This is a genomic window from Klebsiella sp. Q11, assembly GCF_964241505.1.
Lineage (GTDB): Bacteria > Pseudomonadota > Gammaproteobacteria > Enterobacterales > Enterobacteriaceae > Klebsiella > Klebsiella michiganensis.
Genome location: NZ_CAXSXW010000009.1, coordinates 196,300 through 211,019, shown reverse-complemented (window position 1 = coordinate 211,019; position 14,720 = coordinate 196,300). Strand labels below are relative to the sequence as shown.

Sequence of the window (14,720 nt, the reverse complement as noted above, 5' to 3'; positions counted from 1 at the left end):
GATTGCCATCACCTTTGCGGGTGAGGGCGTTGTTGTTCGTTAATACACCTACTTTGAGCCGGTTCACACTTTTCAATGAAAATTACCGTAAATTTTCACGATGAGTTATGTAGACTGGCCGCCATTAATTTTGAGGCACACGTACTACATGGCTGAATTCGAAACCACTTTTGCAGATCTGGGCCTGAAGGCTCCCATCCTTGAAGCGCTTAACGATCTGGGTTACGAAAAACCATCTCCGATCCAGGCTGAGTGCATTCCGCATCTGCTGGGCGGCCGCGACGTTCTGGGTATGGCCCAGACGGGTAGCGGTAAAACCGCAGCGTTCTCTTTACCGCTGCTGAACAACATCGATCCTGAGCTGAGAGCACCGCAGATTCTGGTGCTGGCGCCGACCCGCGAACTGGCGGTACAGGTTGCTGAAGCAATGACGGAATTCTCTAAACATATGCGCGGCGTAAACGTGGTTGCCCTGTACGGCGGCCAGCGTTATGACGTGCAGCTGCGCGCGCTGCGTCAGGGGCCGCAAATCGTTGTCGGTACCCCGGGTCGTCTGCTGGACCACCTGAAACGCGGTACGCTGGATCTCTCTAAGTTGAGCGGTCTGGTTCTGGATGAAGCTGACGAAATGCTGCGCATGGGCTTCATCGAAGACGTAGAAACCATTATGGCGCAGATCCCGGAGGGTCATCAGACCGCTCTGTTCTCTGCCACCATGCCGGAAGCCATTCGCCGTATTACCCGCCGCTTTATGAAAGAGCCGCAGGAAGTGCGCATCCAGTCGAGCGTAACGACTCGCCCGGACATCAGCCAGAGCTACTGGACTGCTTACGGTATGCGTAAAAACGAAGCGCTGGTGCGTTTCCTGGAAGCGGAAGATTTTGATGCGGCGATTATCTTCGTTCGTACCAAAAACGCGACCCTGGAAGTGGCCGAAGCGCTGGAGCGTAGCGGTTATAGCAGCGCTGCGCTGAACGGCGATATGAACCAGTCCCTGCGTGAGCAGACTCTGGAGCGTCTGAAAGACGGTCGTCTGGATATCCTGATTGCAACCGACGTTGCGGCCCGTGGCCTGGACGTTGAGCGTATCAGCCTGGTGGTTAACTATGATATCCCGATGGATTCCGAGTCTTACGTTCACCGTATCGGCCGTACGGGTCGTGCGGGTCGTGCTGGCCGCGCGCTGCTGTTCGTTGAGAACCGCGAGCGTCGTCTGCTGCGCAATATCGAACGTACGATGAAGCTGACCATTCCGGAAGTTGAACTGCCGAACGCAGAACTGCTGGGCAAACGCCGTCTGGAAAAATTCGCGGCGAAAGTTCAGCAGCAGCTGGAAAGCAGCGATCTGGATCAGTACCGTGCGCTGCTGGCGAAAATCCAGCCGTCTGCCGAAGGCGAAGAGCTGGACGTGGAAACGCTGGCCGCCGCGCTGCTGAAAATGGCTCAGGGCGAACGTCCGCTGATCCTGCCGCCGGATGCGCCTATGCGTCCTAAGCGCGAGTTCCGCGACCGTGACGATCGTTTCGAACGTCGCGGCGACCGTAACGACCGTGGCCCGCGCGGCGACCGTCCGGAACGCAGCGGCGAAGATCGTCCGAAGCGTGAGCGTCGTGACGTTGGCGATATGGAACTGTACCGTATTGAAGTGGGCCGTGATGACGGCGTTGAAGTTCGTCACATCGTTGGCGCAATTGCTAACGAAGGCGACATCAGCAGCCGTTACATCGGTAACATCAAGCTGTTTGGTTCTCACTCCACCATCGAACTGCCGAAAGGCATGCCGGGCGAAGTGCTGCAGCACTTTACGCGTACCCGCATCCTGAACAAGCCGATGAACATGCAGCTGCTGGGCGATGCTCAGCCGCGTCCTGAACGCAGCGGCGAACGTCGTGGCGGCGGTGAGCGTCGTGAAGGCGGTCGTAGCTTCGGCGGCGGTGAACGTCGTGAAGGCCGTGGTTTCGGCGGTGAGCGTCGCGAAGGCGGCCGTGGTGAAGGTCGCCGTTTCAGCGGTGAACGTCGCGAAGGTGGCCGCGCGCCGCGCCGCGATGATGCTTCAGCGCCGCGTCGCGATGACTCCGCAGGTCGTCGTCGTTTCGGTGGCGATGCATAATTAGCGCTTTCCGCTAACGTAAAGTAAACGATACAGCCCCGATCTTAACGATTGGGGCTTTTTTTATTTCCTTTGTACTCGTGTACTGGTACAGTGCGTCACGTTGATAACAAGAAAAGTATTTTCGACTGGAGATTTCGGCAAATGGCGACACTTACCACTACGGCAACCCGACCGTCCTTATTTGGCGGCGTAGTGATTATCGGCGGGACAATTATTGGCGCGGGCATGTTTTCGCTGCCGGTTGTGATGTCCGGCGCATGGTTCTTCTGGTCTCTGGCGGCGCTGGTTTTTACCTGGTTTTGTATGCTGCATTCCGGGTTGATGATCCTCGAAGCGAACCTGAATTATCGGATTGGTTCGAGCTTCGATACCATTACTAAAGATCTGCTCGGTAAAGGCTGGAATCTGGTTAACGGCGTGTCGATCGCCTTTGTACTTTATATTCTGACTTACGCCTATATCTCCGCCAGCGGCTCGATCCTGCACCATACGTTTAGCGAAATGTCGCTGAACGTACCGGCAAGGGCGGCAGGTTTCGGCTTTGCGCTGCTGGTGGCGTTTATCGTCTGGTTGAGCACCAAAGCGGTGAGCCGCATGACGGCCATTGTGCTGGGAGCTAAGGTCATTACCTTCTTTTTGACCTTTGGCAGCCTGTTGGGGCACGTCCAGCCGACCACCCTGTTTAACGTGGCTGAACAAAATGCCTCGTATATGCCCTACCTGCTGATGACGCTGCCGTTCTGCCTCGCGTCCTTCGGCTATCACGGCAACGTGCCGAGCCTGATGAAGTACTACGGCAAAGATCCGCGCACAATCGTTAAGTGCCTGGTTTACGGTACGCTGCTGGCGCTGGGTCTGTACGTGGTGTGGCTGCTGGTGACGATGGGCAATATCCCACGCCCTGAGTTTATCGGTATTGCGCAGAAGGGGGGCAACATAGATGTCCTGGTCCAGGCGCTCAGTGGGGTTCTGAACAGCCGGAGTCTGGATCTGCTGTTAGTCATCTTTTCGAACTTTGCCGTTGCCAGTTCATTCCTTGGCGTGACGCTCGGTCTGTTTGATTATCTGGCGGATCTGTTCGGGTTCGATGACTCCTCGCTGGGACGCTTTAAAACCGCGCTTCTCACCTTTGTTCCGCCGATGGCGGGTGGCCTGCTGTGGCCGAACGGATTCCTCTACGCGATCGGCTATGCGGGGCTGGCGGCGACGATCTGGGCGGCAATTGTACCGGCGCTGCTGGCTCGCGCATCGCGCAAACGCTTTGGTAGCCCATTGTTTCGCGTTTGGGGCGGAAAGCCGATGATTGCTTTGGTTCTGCTGTTCGGGCTGGGTAACGTTATCGTGCATTTCCTGTCGAGCTTTAACGTATTACCCACCTATCACTAATTGAAAATGCGGCAGAAATGCCGCATTTTTCACTATCCGAGAAGCTCTTCTTTCACCTGCATCGCCAAATCAAATGAATGCAGGCGCGCCTGATGATCGAAGATTTGGCCGTTGACCATGATTTCATCGGCCTGGGTTTCCCGCAGGATCGACTCCAGCCCGTGACGGATTTTCGCTTTATCGCCGACCAGCGACATGCTCAGCGCTTTTTCGACGCCGTACTGCTCTGAAGCGGACCACAGCTGATGCATATTTTGCACCGGCGGCGGCAGCTGTCCGGTCTCGCCGCGGCGCAGTTTGACGAACGCCTGCTGCATGGACGTAAACAGAAATTCCGCATCTCTGTCGCTGTCGGCGGCAATAATATTAATGCATACCATCGCGTACGGCTTCGCTAACCGCTCTGACGGCTGGAAGTGGGTGCGGTAGAGGTGCAGGGCCTGAAAGAGCATATCCGGGGCGAAGTGCGAGGCAAAGGCAAACGGCAGCCCAAGCTGCGCCGCCAGCTGGGCGCTGTACAGGCTTGAGCCGAGCAGCCAGACCGGGATCTTCTCGCCATACCCGGGAACCGGGCGCACGTGCGGATTAGGATCGCGGGCGTCGAACCAGTCCACCAGCTCCGCGACATCGCGCGGGAAGTTATCGACATCGCCGCTCATATGGCGACGCAGCGCGCGCATGGTTGGCTGATCGCTGCCCGGCGCGCGGCCAAGGCCGAGATCGATGCGTCCCGGGTAGAGCGTATTGAGCGTACCGAACTGCTCGGCAATCACCAGCGGCGAATGGTTCGGCAGCATCACGCCGCCGGAGCCCAGATGCAGAGTGGTGGTATTCGCGGCAAGGTAGCCAATCAGTACGGAAGTCGCCGCGCTGGCGATACCGACCATATTATGGTGTTCGGCCAGCCAGTAGCGGTGATAGCCGCGCTTTTCCGCCAGCTGCGCCAGGTCTAAAGAGTGGGAGAAGGCTTCCTTTGCGGAAGAACCTTGCGGGATCGGCGCCAGATCGAGCACCGAGAACGAAACAGATTTGTCAGTCATAAAGGCTCACTTTGCTACAGCATCGTCATCAGATTGAAGGTCTTCTTCCAGCCTGGCGCATCCAGGATACGCCAGCCAGAAAAGCTGCATCTTTAATAGTGCATTAAAAAGCAGCGATAGCCATTAACAAAGTGAGCGGTTAATCAGCTCTGCAATTCCAGCCCGGCCAGCCGTCGCCAGTAGCCGTTGCAATCGCTGTTCGCCGTCAGCGGCAGCGGCGCCGCGCCGTTTTCATTCGCCCGGAAGGCGTCCAGCATAGAGAAGGTCTCGCTACCCAGCGGCGACAGGCGAACCATATCCACCAGCCCGGTCATGGTGTTTAGCTCATTCCCGAGGTTGTAGACGTAGCCGCTCATGGTCTGAATGCCGTTGAGGACGAACACCTGCTGGTTCTCCTGCGAAAGCACGTCGCGCCCGTTAGGGTATTTTATGCAGCAGGTTTCACACTCGTCTTTCGGCCGGTCTTCCGAGCGCGCGGTAAAGCAGCGGGCGGAGTAGGCCAGCGGCAGATGACCGTAGCTCAGGACCTCTACCTCAAACCGGTCGCGAATGCCCAGCTCGTCGCACTGGGTCAGCAAATTCGCCAGCCAGTCGCGGGAAAGTTCGACCGGCATACACCAGCGCACCATGCCCTGCTTGAGCAGCAGACGCAGGGTGACGGCGTTGTAGCAGTTAAGCGCGTGCCCGGCGACGAACGGCAGTTTACGTTCCGCGCACAGGTTAACGACGCCGAGATCGCTGGCTTCAATCAGAAATTCGCCGTTATCGACATAGCGCTTCAGTTCGCCCAGCTCCGAGGACGCCTGCACCAGCGCGAGGGTGGAAAGCACCACCTGTTTACCGCTTCCCGCCAGCGTTTTTGCCATGTCGATCCAGTCGCCGACTTTGGTGGCGCGACGTTTGCTGCATACCGCTTCGCCGAGGTAAATCGTGTCCGCGCTGCAGCTTGCCGCCTGCTGGTAAAAATCTTCCAGCGTCTCTTTTGGCCAGTAATAAAGCACCGGCCCTAATGAATATTTCATTGCTGTTCTCACTGCCATTTACGGTGATAGGCGCCAAGGGTGGTTTGCGTCCCTTCGGACATGGAACCGAGGGTCTCCATCCACGCGGACTGCGGTACGAAGTTTTGCGGATCGGCTTTGCAGCGATCGATCGCCTGACGCCAGACTTTCGCCACCTGGGTGACGTACGCCGGACTGCGCTGGCGGCCCTCGATTTTGACCGAGGCAATATTTGCCGCCATCAGCTCCGGCAGCAGCTCCAGGGTGTTCAGGCTGGTGGGCTCTTCCAGCGCGTGGTAGCGTTCGCCGTCGACCAGATACCGCCCTTTACAGAGGGTGGGATAGCCGGCGTTTTCACCGTCCCGATAGCGGTCAATCAGCACTTCGTTAAGGCGTGATTCCAGCCCCTGCGGCGTTTGCTGCCAGCGCACGAAGCGCGCCGGCGAACAGGCGCCGACGGTATTCGGCGATTCGCCGGTCAGATAAGAGGAAAGGTAGCAGCGTCCTTCCGCCATAATGCACAGGCTACCGAAGGCAAAAACCTCCAGCGGCACCGGCGTGGCGCGCGCCAGCTGTTTGACCTGGTGAATCGACAGCACGCGCGGCAGCACCACGCGGGCGACGTCAAAATTGCGATGATAAAACTTTACCGCCTCTTCGTTGGTGGCCGAGGCCTGGACGGAAACGTGGCGCTCAATATGCGGATAACGCTCGGCGGCGTATTCCAGCATCGCGATATCGGCGAGGATCAGCGCGTCGGCGCCCAGCTGCGCCGCCATGTCGACCGCGCGCTGCCAGCGGGCATAACCATCAGGATGCGCGAAGGTGTTAATGGCAATATGCAGTTTGCGACGATGCTGGTGCACAAAGCTGACGGCTTCCTGCAGTTTCTTTTCGGTGAAATTAAGGCCGGCAAAGTGGCGGGCGTTGGTGTCATCTTTCAGCCCGATATAGACGGCATCGGCGCCGTTTTCGATGGCCGCCTTAAGCGCCGGAAGGTTACCGGCTGGGCAGAGCAGCTCCATAATTTTTCCTGAAAAACGCGGCCCGTCAGGGACGCTGGATGGTTAATGAGCTGGGATTTTAGTTAACCTTTTGGTGACAATTTTTGATTTGAGGCAGTTAAAAGCGTATTGGCGGGATCAATACCTGCGGCCCGGCATCGTGATTTTGTTGATTTACGCCGCTATGTCGTTTATTTGATATGGCACAATAGAGGAACTATTGCATTCATGGAGTAAAGCTTGTGTTGGATAAACTGCGTTCCAAACTGGTTCACTTTGGCCCGTCGATGATGAGCGTGCCGGTTAAGCTGGCGCCATTTGCCCTCAAGCGCCAGGTGCTGGAACAGGTATTAAGCTGGCAATTTCGCCAGGCGCTGGCGGATGGGGAACTGGAGTTTCTCGAGGGGCGCTGGTTAAGTATTCATGTGCGCGACATCGGCCTGCTGTGGTATACCTCGGTGGTGGACGGTCGTCTGGTGGTCAGCCCTGCGGCTGAAGCGGACGTCAGCTTCAGCGCCGACGCCAGCGACTTGCTGATGATCGCGGCGCGTAAGCAGGATCCGGATACGCTGTTCTTCCAGCGTCGCCTGGTTATCGAAGGCGATACCGAGCTGGGACTGTATGTAAAAAACCTGATGGATGCCATTGAGCTGGAGCAGATGCCAAAGGCGCTGCGTATTATGCTGCTGCAGCTGGCGGACTTTGTTGAAGCTGGCCTGAAAGGCCCGCAGAAACCTGAACAGACATCGGTAGGTGAGGCATGCTGATTCGAGTAGAGATTGGGATTGATGCGCCGGGTATCGATGCTCTATTGCGTCGTACCTTCGGCGGCGACGCGGAAGCGCAGCTGGTGCACAGTCTTCGTGAAGATGGCCTGATCACGCTGGGCGTGGTGGCGACGGATGACGAAGGTCAGGTCGTAGGCTACGTGGCCTTTAGCCCGGTCGCCGTCGAAGGCGAAGAGCTGCAGTGGGTTGGACTGGCTCCGCTGGCGGTCGATGAAAGCTACCGCGGTCAGGGCATCGGGCGTCAACTGGTCTATGAAGGGCTCGATTCCCTGAACGAGTTTGGCTATGCCGCCGTCGTGACGCTTGGCGATCCGGCGCTGTATGGCCGTCTGGGCTTTGAACCCGCGGCGCGTTTCGATCTGCGCTGCCGCTGGCCCGATAGCGCCGAGGCTTTCCAGGTGCATCGTCTGGCCGATGACGCGCTGAACGGCGTGAGCGGGCTGGTCGAATATAGCGACCACTTTAATCGCTTCTGAGGCTTTCCAGCAGCGCCTCAAATGAACCGTCCCCGGCAACGAGGCGCTCTTTCTGGCGCTTCGTTAGCTGCTTAATACGATACTCAAGCCGCAACGCTAGTGAGCGTTCACCAACTTCCTGGCTGAAGGCCAGCTCAAGCTCGCCTTTTCCACGCAGCGCTTTCGCGCCCTTGCCAGTCTGGTGCTGGCAAAAGCGGCGTGAAACATCGGTGGTAATCCCGGTATAAAGGCGATTATCGGCGGTACGAATCAAATAGAGAAACCAGCACACGGTACAGAGGTCGCTATGTTAAGGTGTGAGCACCATAACATACTGGAGAGTAAAGATGGATACGCTCGCCGCGATCGGCCGCTGGCTGGGTAAGCAGCACGTCGTGACCTGGTGCGTCGCCCGCGATGATGAGCTGTGGTGCGCCAATGCTTTTTACGTTTATGACCCGGAGAAGGTCGCATTTTATCTGCTCAGCGATGAAAAAACGCGCCACGGTCAAATGACCGGGGAAAGCGCCAACGTGGCCGGGACGGTCAACGGCCAGCCAAAGAGCGTGGCGCTGATCCGCGGCGTACAGTTCAAAGGTAAAATTCGCCGCCTCACCGGGGAAGAAGAGGCGGCGATGCGCAAGCGCTACGTCAGCCGTTTTCCTGTCGCCCGCATGCTATCGGCGCCAGTCTGGGAGATACGTCCCGATGAGATCAAGTTCACCGATAACACGCTGGGGTTTGGGAAAAAGCTGCACTGGCTGCGCGAATCAGGCGCCGAGCAGGCGTAAGGCTTCACGATTAAAGGCCGGCAGGTCGTCCGGGGTTCTGCTGGTCACCAGCTGTTCGTTGTCGATCACCACTTCCTGGTCATAGAATTCGCCACCGGCGTTTTTCACGTCGACTACGATAGGCTTCACGGCCGTCAGTTTACGCCCGCGAATCACATCAGCGCTAATCAACAGCTGCGGGCCATGGCAGATGGCGAAGACCGGTTTGCCGCTATTGACAAAATCGCGGGTGAAGGTGACAAAGCGTTCGTCGCCGCGCAGCGAGTCCGGTGAATATCCGCCCGGCAGCAGCAGGGCGTCGAAGTCGGCAGGGCTGACGTCATCAATGGCTTTATCGATAACGACTTCAGCTTCCCCTTTTTTTCCTTTTACCTTCTTCCCCGCCTGTTTTTCAATGGTCACCACCTTGTGTCCGGCCAGACGGTAGGCGTCCGCGGGTGAGGTGAACTCCGAGTCTTCAAAGTCGTCGGTAATTAAAACGGCTATCTTCTTACTCATTCTTCCTCCAGTGTTTCGGTGTGGAATGAGGCATTTCCCTGATGATGATGGATAATTACCTCGTAGAGTATTAAGTCTGGAACATGAGGCTGGGATCGCAACATAGAAAAATCTGCAAAGGAGTTTCGATGAGTCAGGTACTGTTAACGGGGGCAACCGGGTTAGTTGGTGGTCACTTACTGCGAATGCTACTCAACGCACAGGATATTAAGTCCATTGCTGCGCCCACGCGTCGGCCGCTGAGCGATATCTCCGGCGTATTTAACCCGCACGATCCGCAGCTCACGGATGCGCTGGCGCAGGTGGTCGATCCGGTCGATATTGTTTTCTGCTGCCTGGGGACCACCCGCCGGGAAGCGGGAAGCAAAGAGGCGTTTGTGCATGCCGATTATACGCTGGTCATTGATACCGCGCTGGTGGGGAAAAAGCTGGGCGCGCAGCATATGCTGGTGGTCAGCGCGATGGGGGCGAACGCGCATTCCCCCTTTTTCTATAATCGGGTAAAAGGCGAGATGGAAGAGGCGCTGATTGCGCAGCAGTGGCCGAGGTTGACGATTGCCCGTCCATCAATGCTGGTAGGCGAGCGCGAAAAAAAACGCGCCGGCGAGACGCTCCTTGCGCCGCTTTTTAGCCTGCTGCCGGGAAACCTGAAATCGATAGACGCGCGGGACGTGGCAAGCGCGCTACTCGCGGAGGCGCTCTCGCCCGCGCAGGAAGGCGTCCGCATTCTCTCCTCGTCGCAGCTGCGCGAGAGGGCCGCGCGCGCGGGGGATTACTGATTTCCAAAGTTTCCCCGGAGGCGTAGTATTCATGTCCTCAATTTATCATGACACTCCCTGGGGAATGCTATGGCTGGTCAGTCTTCATCTCAGGCGGCAGCACCGTTTCAATGGTGGAAGCCCGCGCTGTTTTTTCTCGTCGTTATCGTTGGTCTGTGGTTCGTTAAATGGCAGCCCTATTACGGCAAAGCCTTTACCGCCGCTGAGACGCACAGTATCGGCAAATCCATTCTTGCAAATAGCGATGCGAATCCTTTCGCTGCGGCCTGGGATTACGCGCTGGTCTATTTCCTGGCGGTATGGAAAGCGGCGGTATTAGGCGTGCTGCTGGGATCGCTCATTCAGGTGCTGATCCCGCGTGACTGGCTGCGGCGCACGTTAGGGCAATCGCGTTTTCGCGGTACGCTGCTGGGGACCGCATTCTCTCTACCGGGGATGATGTGCACCTGCTGCGCCGCGCCGGTGGCTGCGGGAATGCGTAAACAGCAGGTATCCATGGGCGGCGCGCTGGCATTCTGGCTGGGCAATCCGCTGCTCAACCCGGCGACGCTGGTGTTTATGGGCTTCGTGCTGGGCTGGCAGTTTGCGCTGATTCGCCTGCTGGCGGGACTGGCGACCGTACTGGTGGTCGCCACGCTGGTTCAGAAATGGGTGAAAGAAGCGGCGACGCAGCCGGTTCCCGTGCCTGAAATGTCGGTCACAACGGGGCAGGACGGCTTCTTCAGCCGCTGGCTGCGCGCGCTGTGGACGCTGTTCTGGAATACCATCCCGGTTTATATTCTGGCGGTTCTGGTGCTGGGCGCTGCGCGGGTGTGGCTATTCCCTCACGCCGATGGCGTGGTGGAGAATACGCTGTTCTGGGTGATTGCCATGGCGATTGCCGGCTGCCTGTTTGTGATACCGACGGCGGCGGAGATCCCGATTGTGCAGACCATGATGCTGGCAGGAATGGGCATGGCGCCCGCGCTGGCGCTGCTGATTACGCTGCCTGCTGTCAGCGTACCGTCACTGATTATGCTGCGTAAAGCGTTCCCGGCGAAGGCGCTGTGGCTGACCGGTGGGCTGGTGGCGCTGTGCGGCGCGGTGGTTGGGGGCGTCGCTTTACTCTGATGATCTTCCCGGAGGCGGCGCTGCGCGCCTGTCCGGGCTATCGGCCCACAGCCAACGGTGAACCCGTAGCCCGGCTCAGCGTAGCGCAGGCCGGGAGGCAGAGACGCTTACTTGATATAGGTAAAGGCGGTGGTGACGCGAGACACGCCGCTCACCCGGCTGGCGATATCCGCCGCCGCGCGTCCTTCACGGTCGGTGACCAGACCCATCAGGAACACTTCACCGTTTTCGGTTGTCACCTTCACGTTGGAGGATTTCACCTGGTCGGTACCCAGCAGCTGGGAGCGGACTTTGGTGGTGATCCAGGTATCCGAAGACGCGGTTCCTAAGCCGATCGGCTGGCCCTGACGCACTTCGTTAAACACCTCCGTCGTACCTTCTACGCCCATAGCGATTTGCTTCGCGCGCGCGGAGAGATCGGACGTTGGGGACTGCCCGGTCAGCAGAACTTTGCCCTGGTAGGCGGTCACGTTGATGCGGGCCTGTTTCTTAATTTGTTCATCTTTCGACAGCGCGCTGTTAACGCGCAGCTCCAGCGTGCTGTCGTCCACCTGAGTACCTACCGTACGCGGGTCCGTCGCGGCTTTAGTGCCGACTGCTGCCGTTCCGACTACCGCGGCAGCAACGCATCCCTGAAGCAGTAGCGCAGACAGCAGAATGGCGAGGGGCGAGAGAGCCTTCATGTGTTCTCCTTAATCGTCCTGGTGTGGAAAAAGCGTGTTATCGATCAAATCGCACAGACAGTTGACGGTGAGCATGTGCATTTCCTGAATTCGCGCGCTGCGATGCGACGGAATGCGGATTTCGACGTCCTGCTGCCCTAACAGGCCAGCCAGTTCACCGCCGTCATAACCGGTTAACGCCACGATAGTCATATCGCGGGTGACCGCCGCCTCCACGGCTTTCACGATGTCCCGGCTGTTGCCGCGCGTAGAAATCGCCAGCAGCACGTCGCCGGCGTGTCCCAACGCTCGCACCTGCTTAGCATAGATTTCGTCATGCAGGCGATCGTTGGCAATTGCGGTTAAGACCACATTATCGGTATTTAGTGCAATGGCGGGTAAACCAGGACGCTCTGTTTCAAAACGGTTAATCATACTGGCAGCAAAATGCTGTGCGTTGGCGGCGGAAGTGCCATTACCACAACAGAGGATTTTGTTGCCGTTCAGCAGCGACTGAACGAGCGTCATCGCCGCACGGGAGATGGCGTCCGGGAGTGCTTCCGCTGCTGCAATTTGGGTTTGAATGCTTTCGGTGAAGCAGGCTTTGATTCTGTCGAGCACGGGATCCCTTAATTCGTTTACGCTATTCGCCAAAGGCGTTTTTTAGCCATTGGATGTCGTTTCCGGTGAAGGCTACCACATCGAAACGGCAATCCACAGTCTCAAAGCTCCCATTCTGTCGGCAGAGCCACAGACGCGCGGCTTTGAGCAGTCTTTGTTGCTTTTGCGGCGTCACGCTGGAGGCGGCATCGCCGTAGTTTGCGCTGCGACGATAGCGTACTTCGACAAAGACGGTGACGCTGCCGTCGCGCATGATGAGGTCTATCTCGCCGCCGCGCTCGCGGACGTTGGCGGCGATAAAACGCAGACCCTGGCTCTCCAGCCAGCGGCGCGCCTGGGTTTCCCAGGCATCGCCGGTCTGTTTACTTAGTTGGCTGCGACGATCTGCCCACCCTGGTATTTGAGCCATGACAGTTTCCTGTTGATCACGCAATCCTGCGTGGCCGTGAGATCGCCGGTATTGCCGTTCAGCTCAAAGCCGGGAACCTGGCGCATCTGCGAGAAATGGTTGGCCAGGGACCAGGCGTCGGCGCCCATGGCGTACAGGCGCGCCAGCGAGTAGTCGTTACGAACGGCGGCCAGCGCCTGCTGCTGCAGGGCAGGATTACTTCCCGCCAGCATCGGGATCTCGCTATATTGCAGACCTTCCATCTCCAGACGGAAGTCCGGTCCGGAAGTCCCCTGGGCGCTGCGGGAGCTGGCGTAGAGCGTTACGCCGCTCTGGCTGCCGTTACGCAGGGCGATCATCGGTTTGATGTAAGCGATTTGTTCCGGCGTGGCCAGGATATACGCGGCGTCGACGCCGCCGGTGCTGCTGACCGGCACATCGCTCGGGCTACCCAGGGCGCTGTCCTGCGCTGACGGCAGGGTTGAGACCGGCGTACCGCTTAGCGAAATACCGCTGTTGACGCTGCCGCGCAGCTCGGCGGTGGAGCCCAGGCGCTGTTGCAGGACGGTACCGCCCCCCAGCTTCAGCCACTCGTTGGCGAAGGCGGTAACCACCCGATCGCCCAGGGCGCCGCGAGGCACCAGCAGCAGCGGAGTCTGTTTGCCCTGATCGTGAATGTGATGCGCCGCGTCGCGGGCTTCATCTTCCGGCGAGAGGGCGAAATAGCAGATATTGGCCCGGCTTTCGATTTTTTCCGGCTGATTGAGCGCCAGCACGTTCAGCGAGGTATTGCTCTTGATGACATCTTCGACATTATCTTTCAGCAGCGGGCCGACGACGATGGTCGCGCCATCCTGCTGCACCTGGGCCAGCAGCTGGCTCATTGGCTGAGCGGTGGTGTCGTAGATTTTCAGTTCTGCGGAAGGGTTGGCTGGCGTTGCGGCGACGGCCTGAGCCTGCGGCGCTTCCGCCGGCTGGCTGGTGGCCTCCGGCGTCGGGGCTTGTACTGCCGCCGGCGCGGTGACCGGCGCCGCGGTTTGCGCCTGGTCGGCCGCTGGCGCCTGTACCGGGGTCTGAGCGTTATTGGTGGTCGTCAGATCGGTGACCTCCGCCTGCGATGGGCTGACTACGGCGCTTTCGGCAACGTTCGCCGCCTGGGCGACCTGGGCGGGTACTGCGCTTCCTGCAACGGCAGGCGCGCCGTTCTTCGCCGCTTCAAAGCCCTGCTGGATCGTGCGGCCAAAAATCGCCGCCTGGCCGTTTAACGGCAGCAGCAGGGCGATTTTATTGGTCGATGCGGCCTGGTAGTTCTGCATATTCACTAGCTGCGTCGGCAGCATTTTCGCCCCCGGATTTTGCGGGTAGCGAGTCTGCCAGTCTTTCACTCCCGCCTTGAGCATCGTCGGATCGCTGCGGTTATCAAACCACATGCGCTGCAGATCCAGCCAGCCCTGCAGGACGTTCTCATCGGCGTTAATGACCAGCGCGTTGGCCTGATCTTTGGTCATGGCGGTGAGCGCTTTCCAGGTCGCGTCGATGTTTTTCTGCTTTTGCGCAGGCAGGCTTAACAGCGACTGTTGGGCAATCAGGGCCCGCAGCAGGTTCAGCGAGGGTTGACCCTGGCTGGCGTCAATTTGCGCCTGCCAGTAGCGGGGCAGCTGGTTCTCCTCAAGGCTTGCCGGGTCGAGCTTGCTGAGCAGCGTCTGCGCGCCCTGGAAATCGTTCTGCGCCAGCTTCACTTCCACCGCCAGCAGCGACCTTTCGCGGCTTTGCGCACCGTTGAGATTAGACGGTAGCTGGTTGAACAGGTCGATCGCCTGCGGTTTCTTACCTTCCTTCAGCAGTGCACGAATGGCGAGTAATTGCCAGTTGGTCTTGCTATCATTCGTGCTTTGCTGCATCTGTTGCAGATAGTAACTGGAGTCTGCCTGGGCCGTACCCTGCAAATACGCCGTACTTTGATCCGGAGTATGGGTACCGCAGCCGGCAAAGATCAGCGCGGCCAGCAGTACGGGCAGACAACGCACGGGTTTAGAACGAAGAAATGTTGACGGTACCATATGTGTCCAGTGATATTTTTTTGG

17 protein-coding genes are annotated in these 14,720 nt (G+C 58.5%); 8 read left to right on the top strand and 9 right to left on the bottom strand.

Annotated elements, in window-relative coordinates; all coding sequences use genetic code 11:
• Positions 1–75 precede the first annotated feature (75 nt).
• The 3 genes from yrbN to mtr all read left to right on the top strand — a co-directional run bounded on the left by yrbN (position 76) and on the right by mtr (position 3,499).
• Positions 76–156: a protein YrbN gene (yrbN, locus tag ACESQ2_RS16930; protein WP_085903200.1), complete on the top strand. Its 81-nt coding sequence runs from the start codon at positions 76–78 to the stop codon at positions 154–156.
• Complete coding sequence (locus ACESQ2_RS16925; RefSeq protein ID WP_014839626.1) at positions 149–2,110, top strand: DEAD/DEAH family ATP-dependent RNA helicase; 1,962 nt, start codon at positions 149–151, stop codon at positions 2,108–2,110. Before yrbN ends, ACESQ2_RS16925 begins: the two co-directional genes overlap by 8 nt.
• 144 nt (positions 2,111–2,254) lie before the next feature.
• Positions 2,255–3,499, top strand: a complete 1,245-nt coding sequence (gene mtr / locus ACESQ2_RS16920; protein ID WP_038423732.1) for a tryptophan permease — start codon at positions 2,255–2,257, stop codon at positions 3,497–3,499.
• 32 nt (positions 3,500–3,531) lie between these two features.
• On the opposite strand, the gene ACESQ2_RS16915 is transcribed toward mtr, so the two are convergent.
• From ACESQ2_RS16915 to ACESQ2_RS16905, 3 genes are all read right to left on the bottom strand, one after another.
• Complete coding sequence (locus ACESQ2_RS16915) at positions 3,532–4,539, bottom strand: LLM class flavin-dependent oxidoreductase (protein WP_032693258.1); 1,008 nt, start codon at positions 4,537–4,539, stop codon at positions 3,532–3,534.
• A 143-nt stretch (positions 4,540–4,682) separates the two neighbouring features.
• On the bottom strand, positions 4,683–5,579 hold the full coding sequence (locus ACESQ2_RS16910) for a U32 family peptidase (protein ID WP_345911737.1): 897 nt from the start codon (positions 5,577–5,579) through the stop codon (positions 4,683–4,685).
• On the bottom strand, positions 5,570–6,565 hold the full coding sequence (locus ACESQ2_RS16905; protein ID WP_004106058.1) for a peptidase U32 family protein: 996 nt from the start codon (positions 6,563–6,565) through the stop codon (positions 5,570–5,572). Before ACESQ2_RS16905 ends, ACESQ2_RS16910 begins: the two co-directional genes overlap by 10 nt.
• Before the next feature lie 221 nt (positions 6,566–6,786).
• Between ACESQ2_RS16905 and ACESQ2_RS16900 the strand changes: the two genes are divergently transcribed.
• Positions 6,787–7,311, top strand: a complete 525-nt coding sequence (locus ACESQ2_RS16900; RefSeq protein ID WP_004854523.1) for an SCP2 domain-containing protein — start codon at positions 6,787–6,789, stop codon at positions 7,309–7,311.
• On the top strand, positions 7,305–7,808 hold the full coding sequence (locus ACESQ2_RS16895) for a GNAT family N-acetyltransferase (protein ID WP_004125592.1): 504 nt from the start codon (positions 7,305–7,307) through the stop codon (positions 7,806–7,808). The genes ACESQ2_RS16900 and ACESQ2_RS16895 overlap by 7 nt, the downstream gene beginning before the upstream one ends.
• Here the strand turns inward: ACESQ2_RS16895 and ACESQ2_RS16890 are convergent.
• Complete coding sequence (locus ACESQ2_RS16890; RefSeq protein ID WP_004854522.1) at positions 7,795–8,079, bottom strand: GIY-YIG nuclease family protein; 285 nt, start codon at positions 8,077–8,079, stop codon at positions 7,795–7,797. The two genes, ACESQ2_RS16895 and ACESQ2_RS16890, sit on opposite strands and share 14 nt — an antisense overlap.
• Positions 8,080–8,134: 55 nt before the next feature.
• On the opposite strand from ACESQ2_RS16890, the gene ACESQ2_RS16885 reads away from it, so the two are divergent.
• The gene (locus tag ACESQ2_RS16885; RefSeq protein ID WP_046878315.1) at positions 8,135–8,578 is read left to right on the top strand and encodes a YhbP family protein; all 444 of its coding nucleotides are present in this window, start codon (positions 8,135–8,137) and stop codon (positions 8,576–8,578) included.
• Here ACESQ2_RS16885 and ACESQ2_RS16880 read toward each other — a convergent pair.
• Positions 8,558–9,076 carry a type 1 glutamine amidotransferase domain-containing protein gene (locus ACESQ2_RS16880; RefSeq protein ID WP_004854517.1) on the bottom strand — a complete coding sequence of 173 codons (519 nt, stop codon included), beginning with the start codon at positions 9,074–9,076 and terminating at the stop codon, positions 8,558–8,560. The genes ACESQ2_RS16885 and ACESQ2_RS16880 overlap by 21 nt on opposite strands.
• Before the next feature lie 128 nt (positions 9,077–9,204).
• Here ACESQ2_RS16880 and ACESQ2_RS16875 point away from each other — a divergent pair, with 128 nt between their 5' ends.
• Entirely contained in the window at positions 9,205–9,855 is a 651-nt protein-coding gene (locus tag ACESQ2_RS16875; RefSeq protein ID WP_046878314.1) for an NAD(P)H-binding protein, read from the top strand.
• 69 nt (positions 9,856–9,924) lie between these two features.
• On the top strand, positions 9,925–10,965 hold the full coding sequence (locus ACESQ2_RS16870; protein WP_032720217.1) for a permease: 1,041 nt from the start codon (positions 9,925–9,927) through the stop codon (positions 10,963–10,965).
• Between the two features lie 107 nt (positions 10,966–11,072).
• Here the strand turns inward: ACESQ2_RS16870 and dolP are convergent, their stop codons facing one another.
• Genes dolP through ACESQ2_RS16850 form a run of 4 tightly spaced genes read right to left on the bottom strand, consistent with a single transcriptional unit; the run spans position 11,073 to position 14,696 of the window.
• The gene (dolP, locus tag ACESQ2_RS16865; protein ID WP_004125578.1) at positions 11,073–11,648 is read right to left on the bottom strand and encodes a division/outer membrane stress-associated lipid-binding lipoprotein; all 576 of its coding nucleotides are present in this window, start codon (positions 11,646–11,648) and stop codon (positions 11,073–11,075) included.
• A 9-nt stretch (positions 11,649–11,657) separates the two neighbouring features.
• The gene (gene diaA, locus ACESQ2_RS16860; protein WP_002918211.1) at positions 11,658–12,248 is read right to left on the bottom strand and encodes a DnaA initiator-associating protein DiaA; all 591 of its coding nucleotides are present in this window, start codon (positions 12,246–12,248) and stop codon (positions 11,658–11,660) included.
• Positions 12,249–12,270: 22 nt separating this feature from the next.
• Positions 12,271–12,657, bottom strand: a complete 387-nt coding sequence (locus ACESQ2_RS16855) for a YraN family protein (protein WP_046878313.1) — start codon at positions 12,655–12,657, stop codon at positions 12,271–12,273.
• On the bottom strand, positions 12,615–14,696 hold the full coding sequence (locus ACESQ2_RS16850; protein ID WP_373170951.1) for a penicillin-binding protein activator: 2,082 nt from the start codon (positions 14,694–14,696) through the stop codon (positions 12,615–12,617). The genes ACESQ2_RS16855 and ACESQ2_RS16850 overlap by 43 nt, the downstream gene beginning before the upstream one ends.
• Positions 14,697–14,720 lie beyond the last annotated feature (24 nt).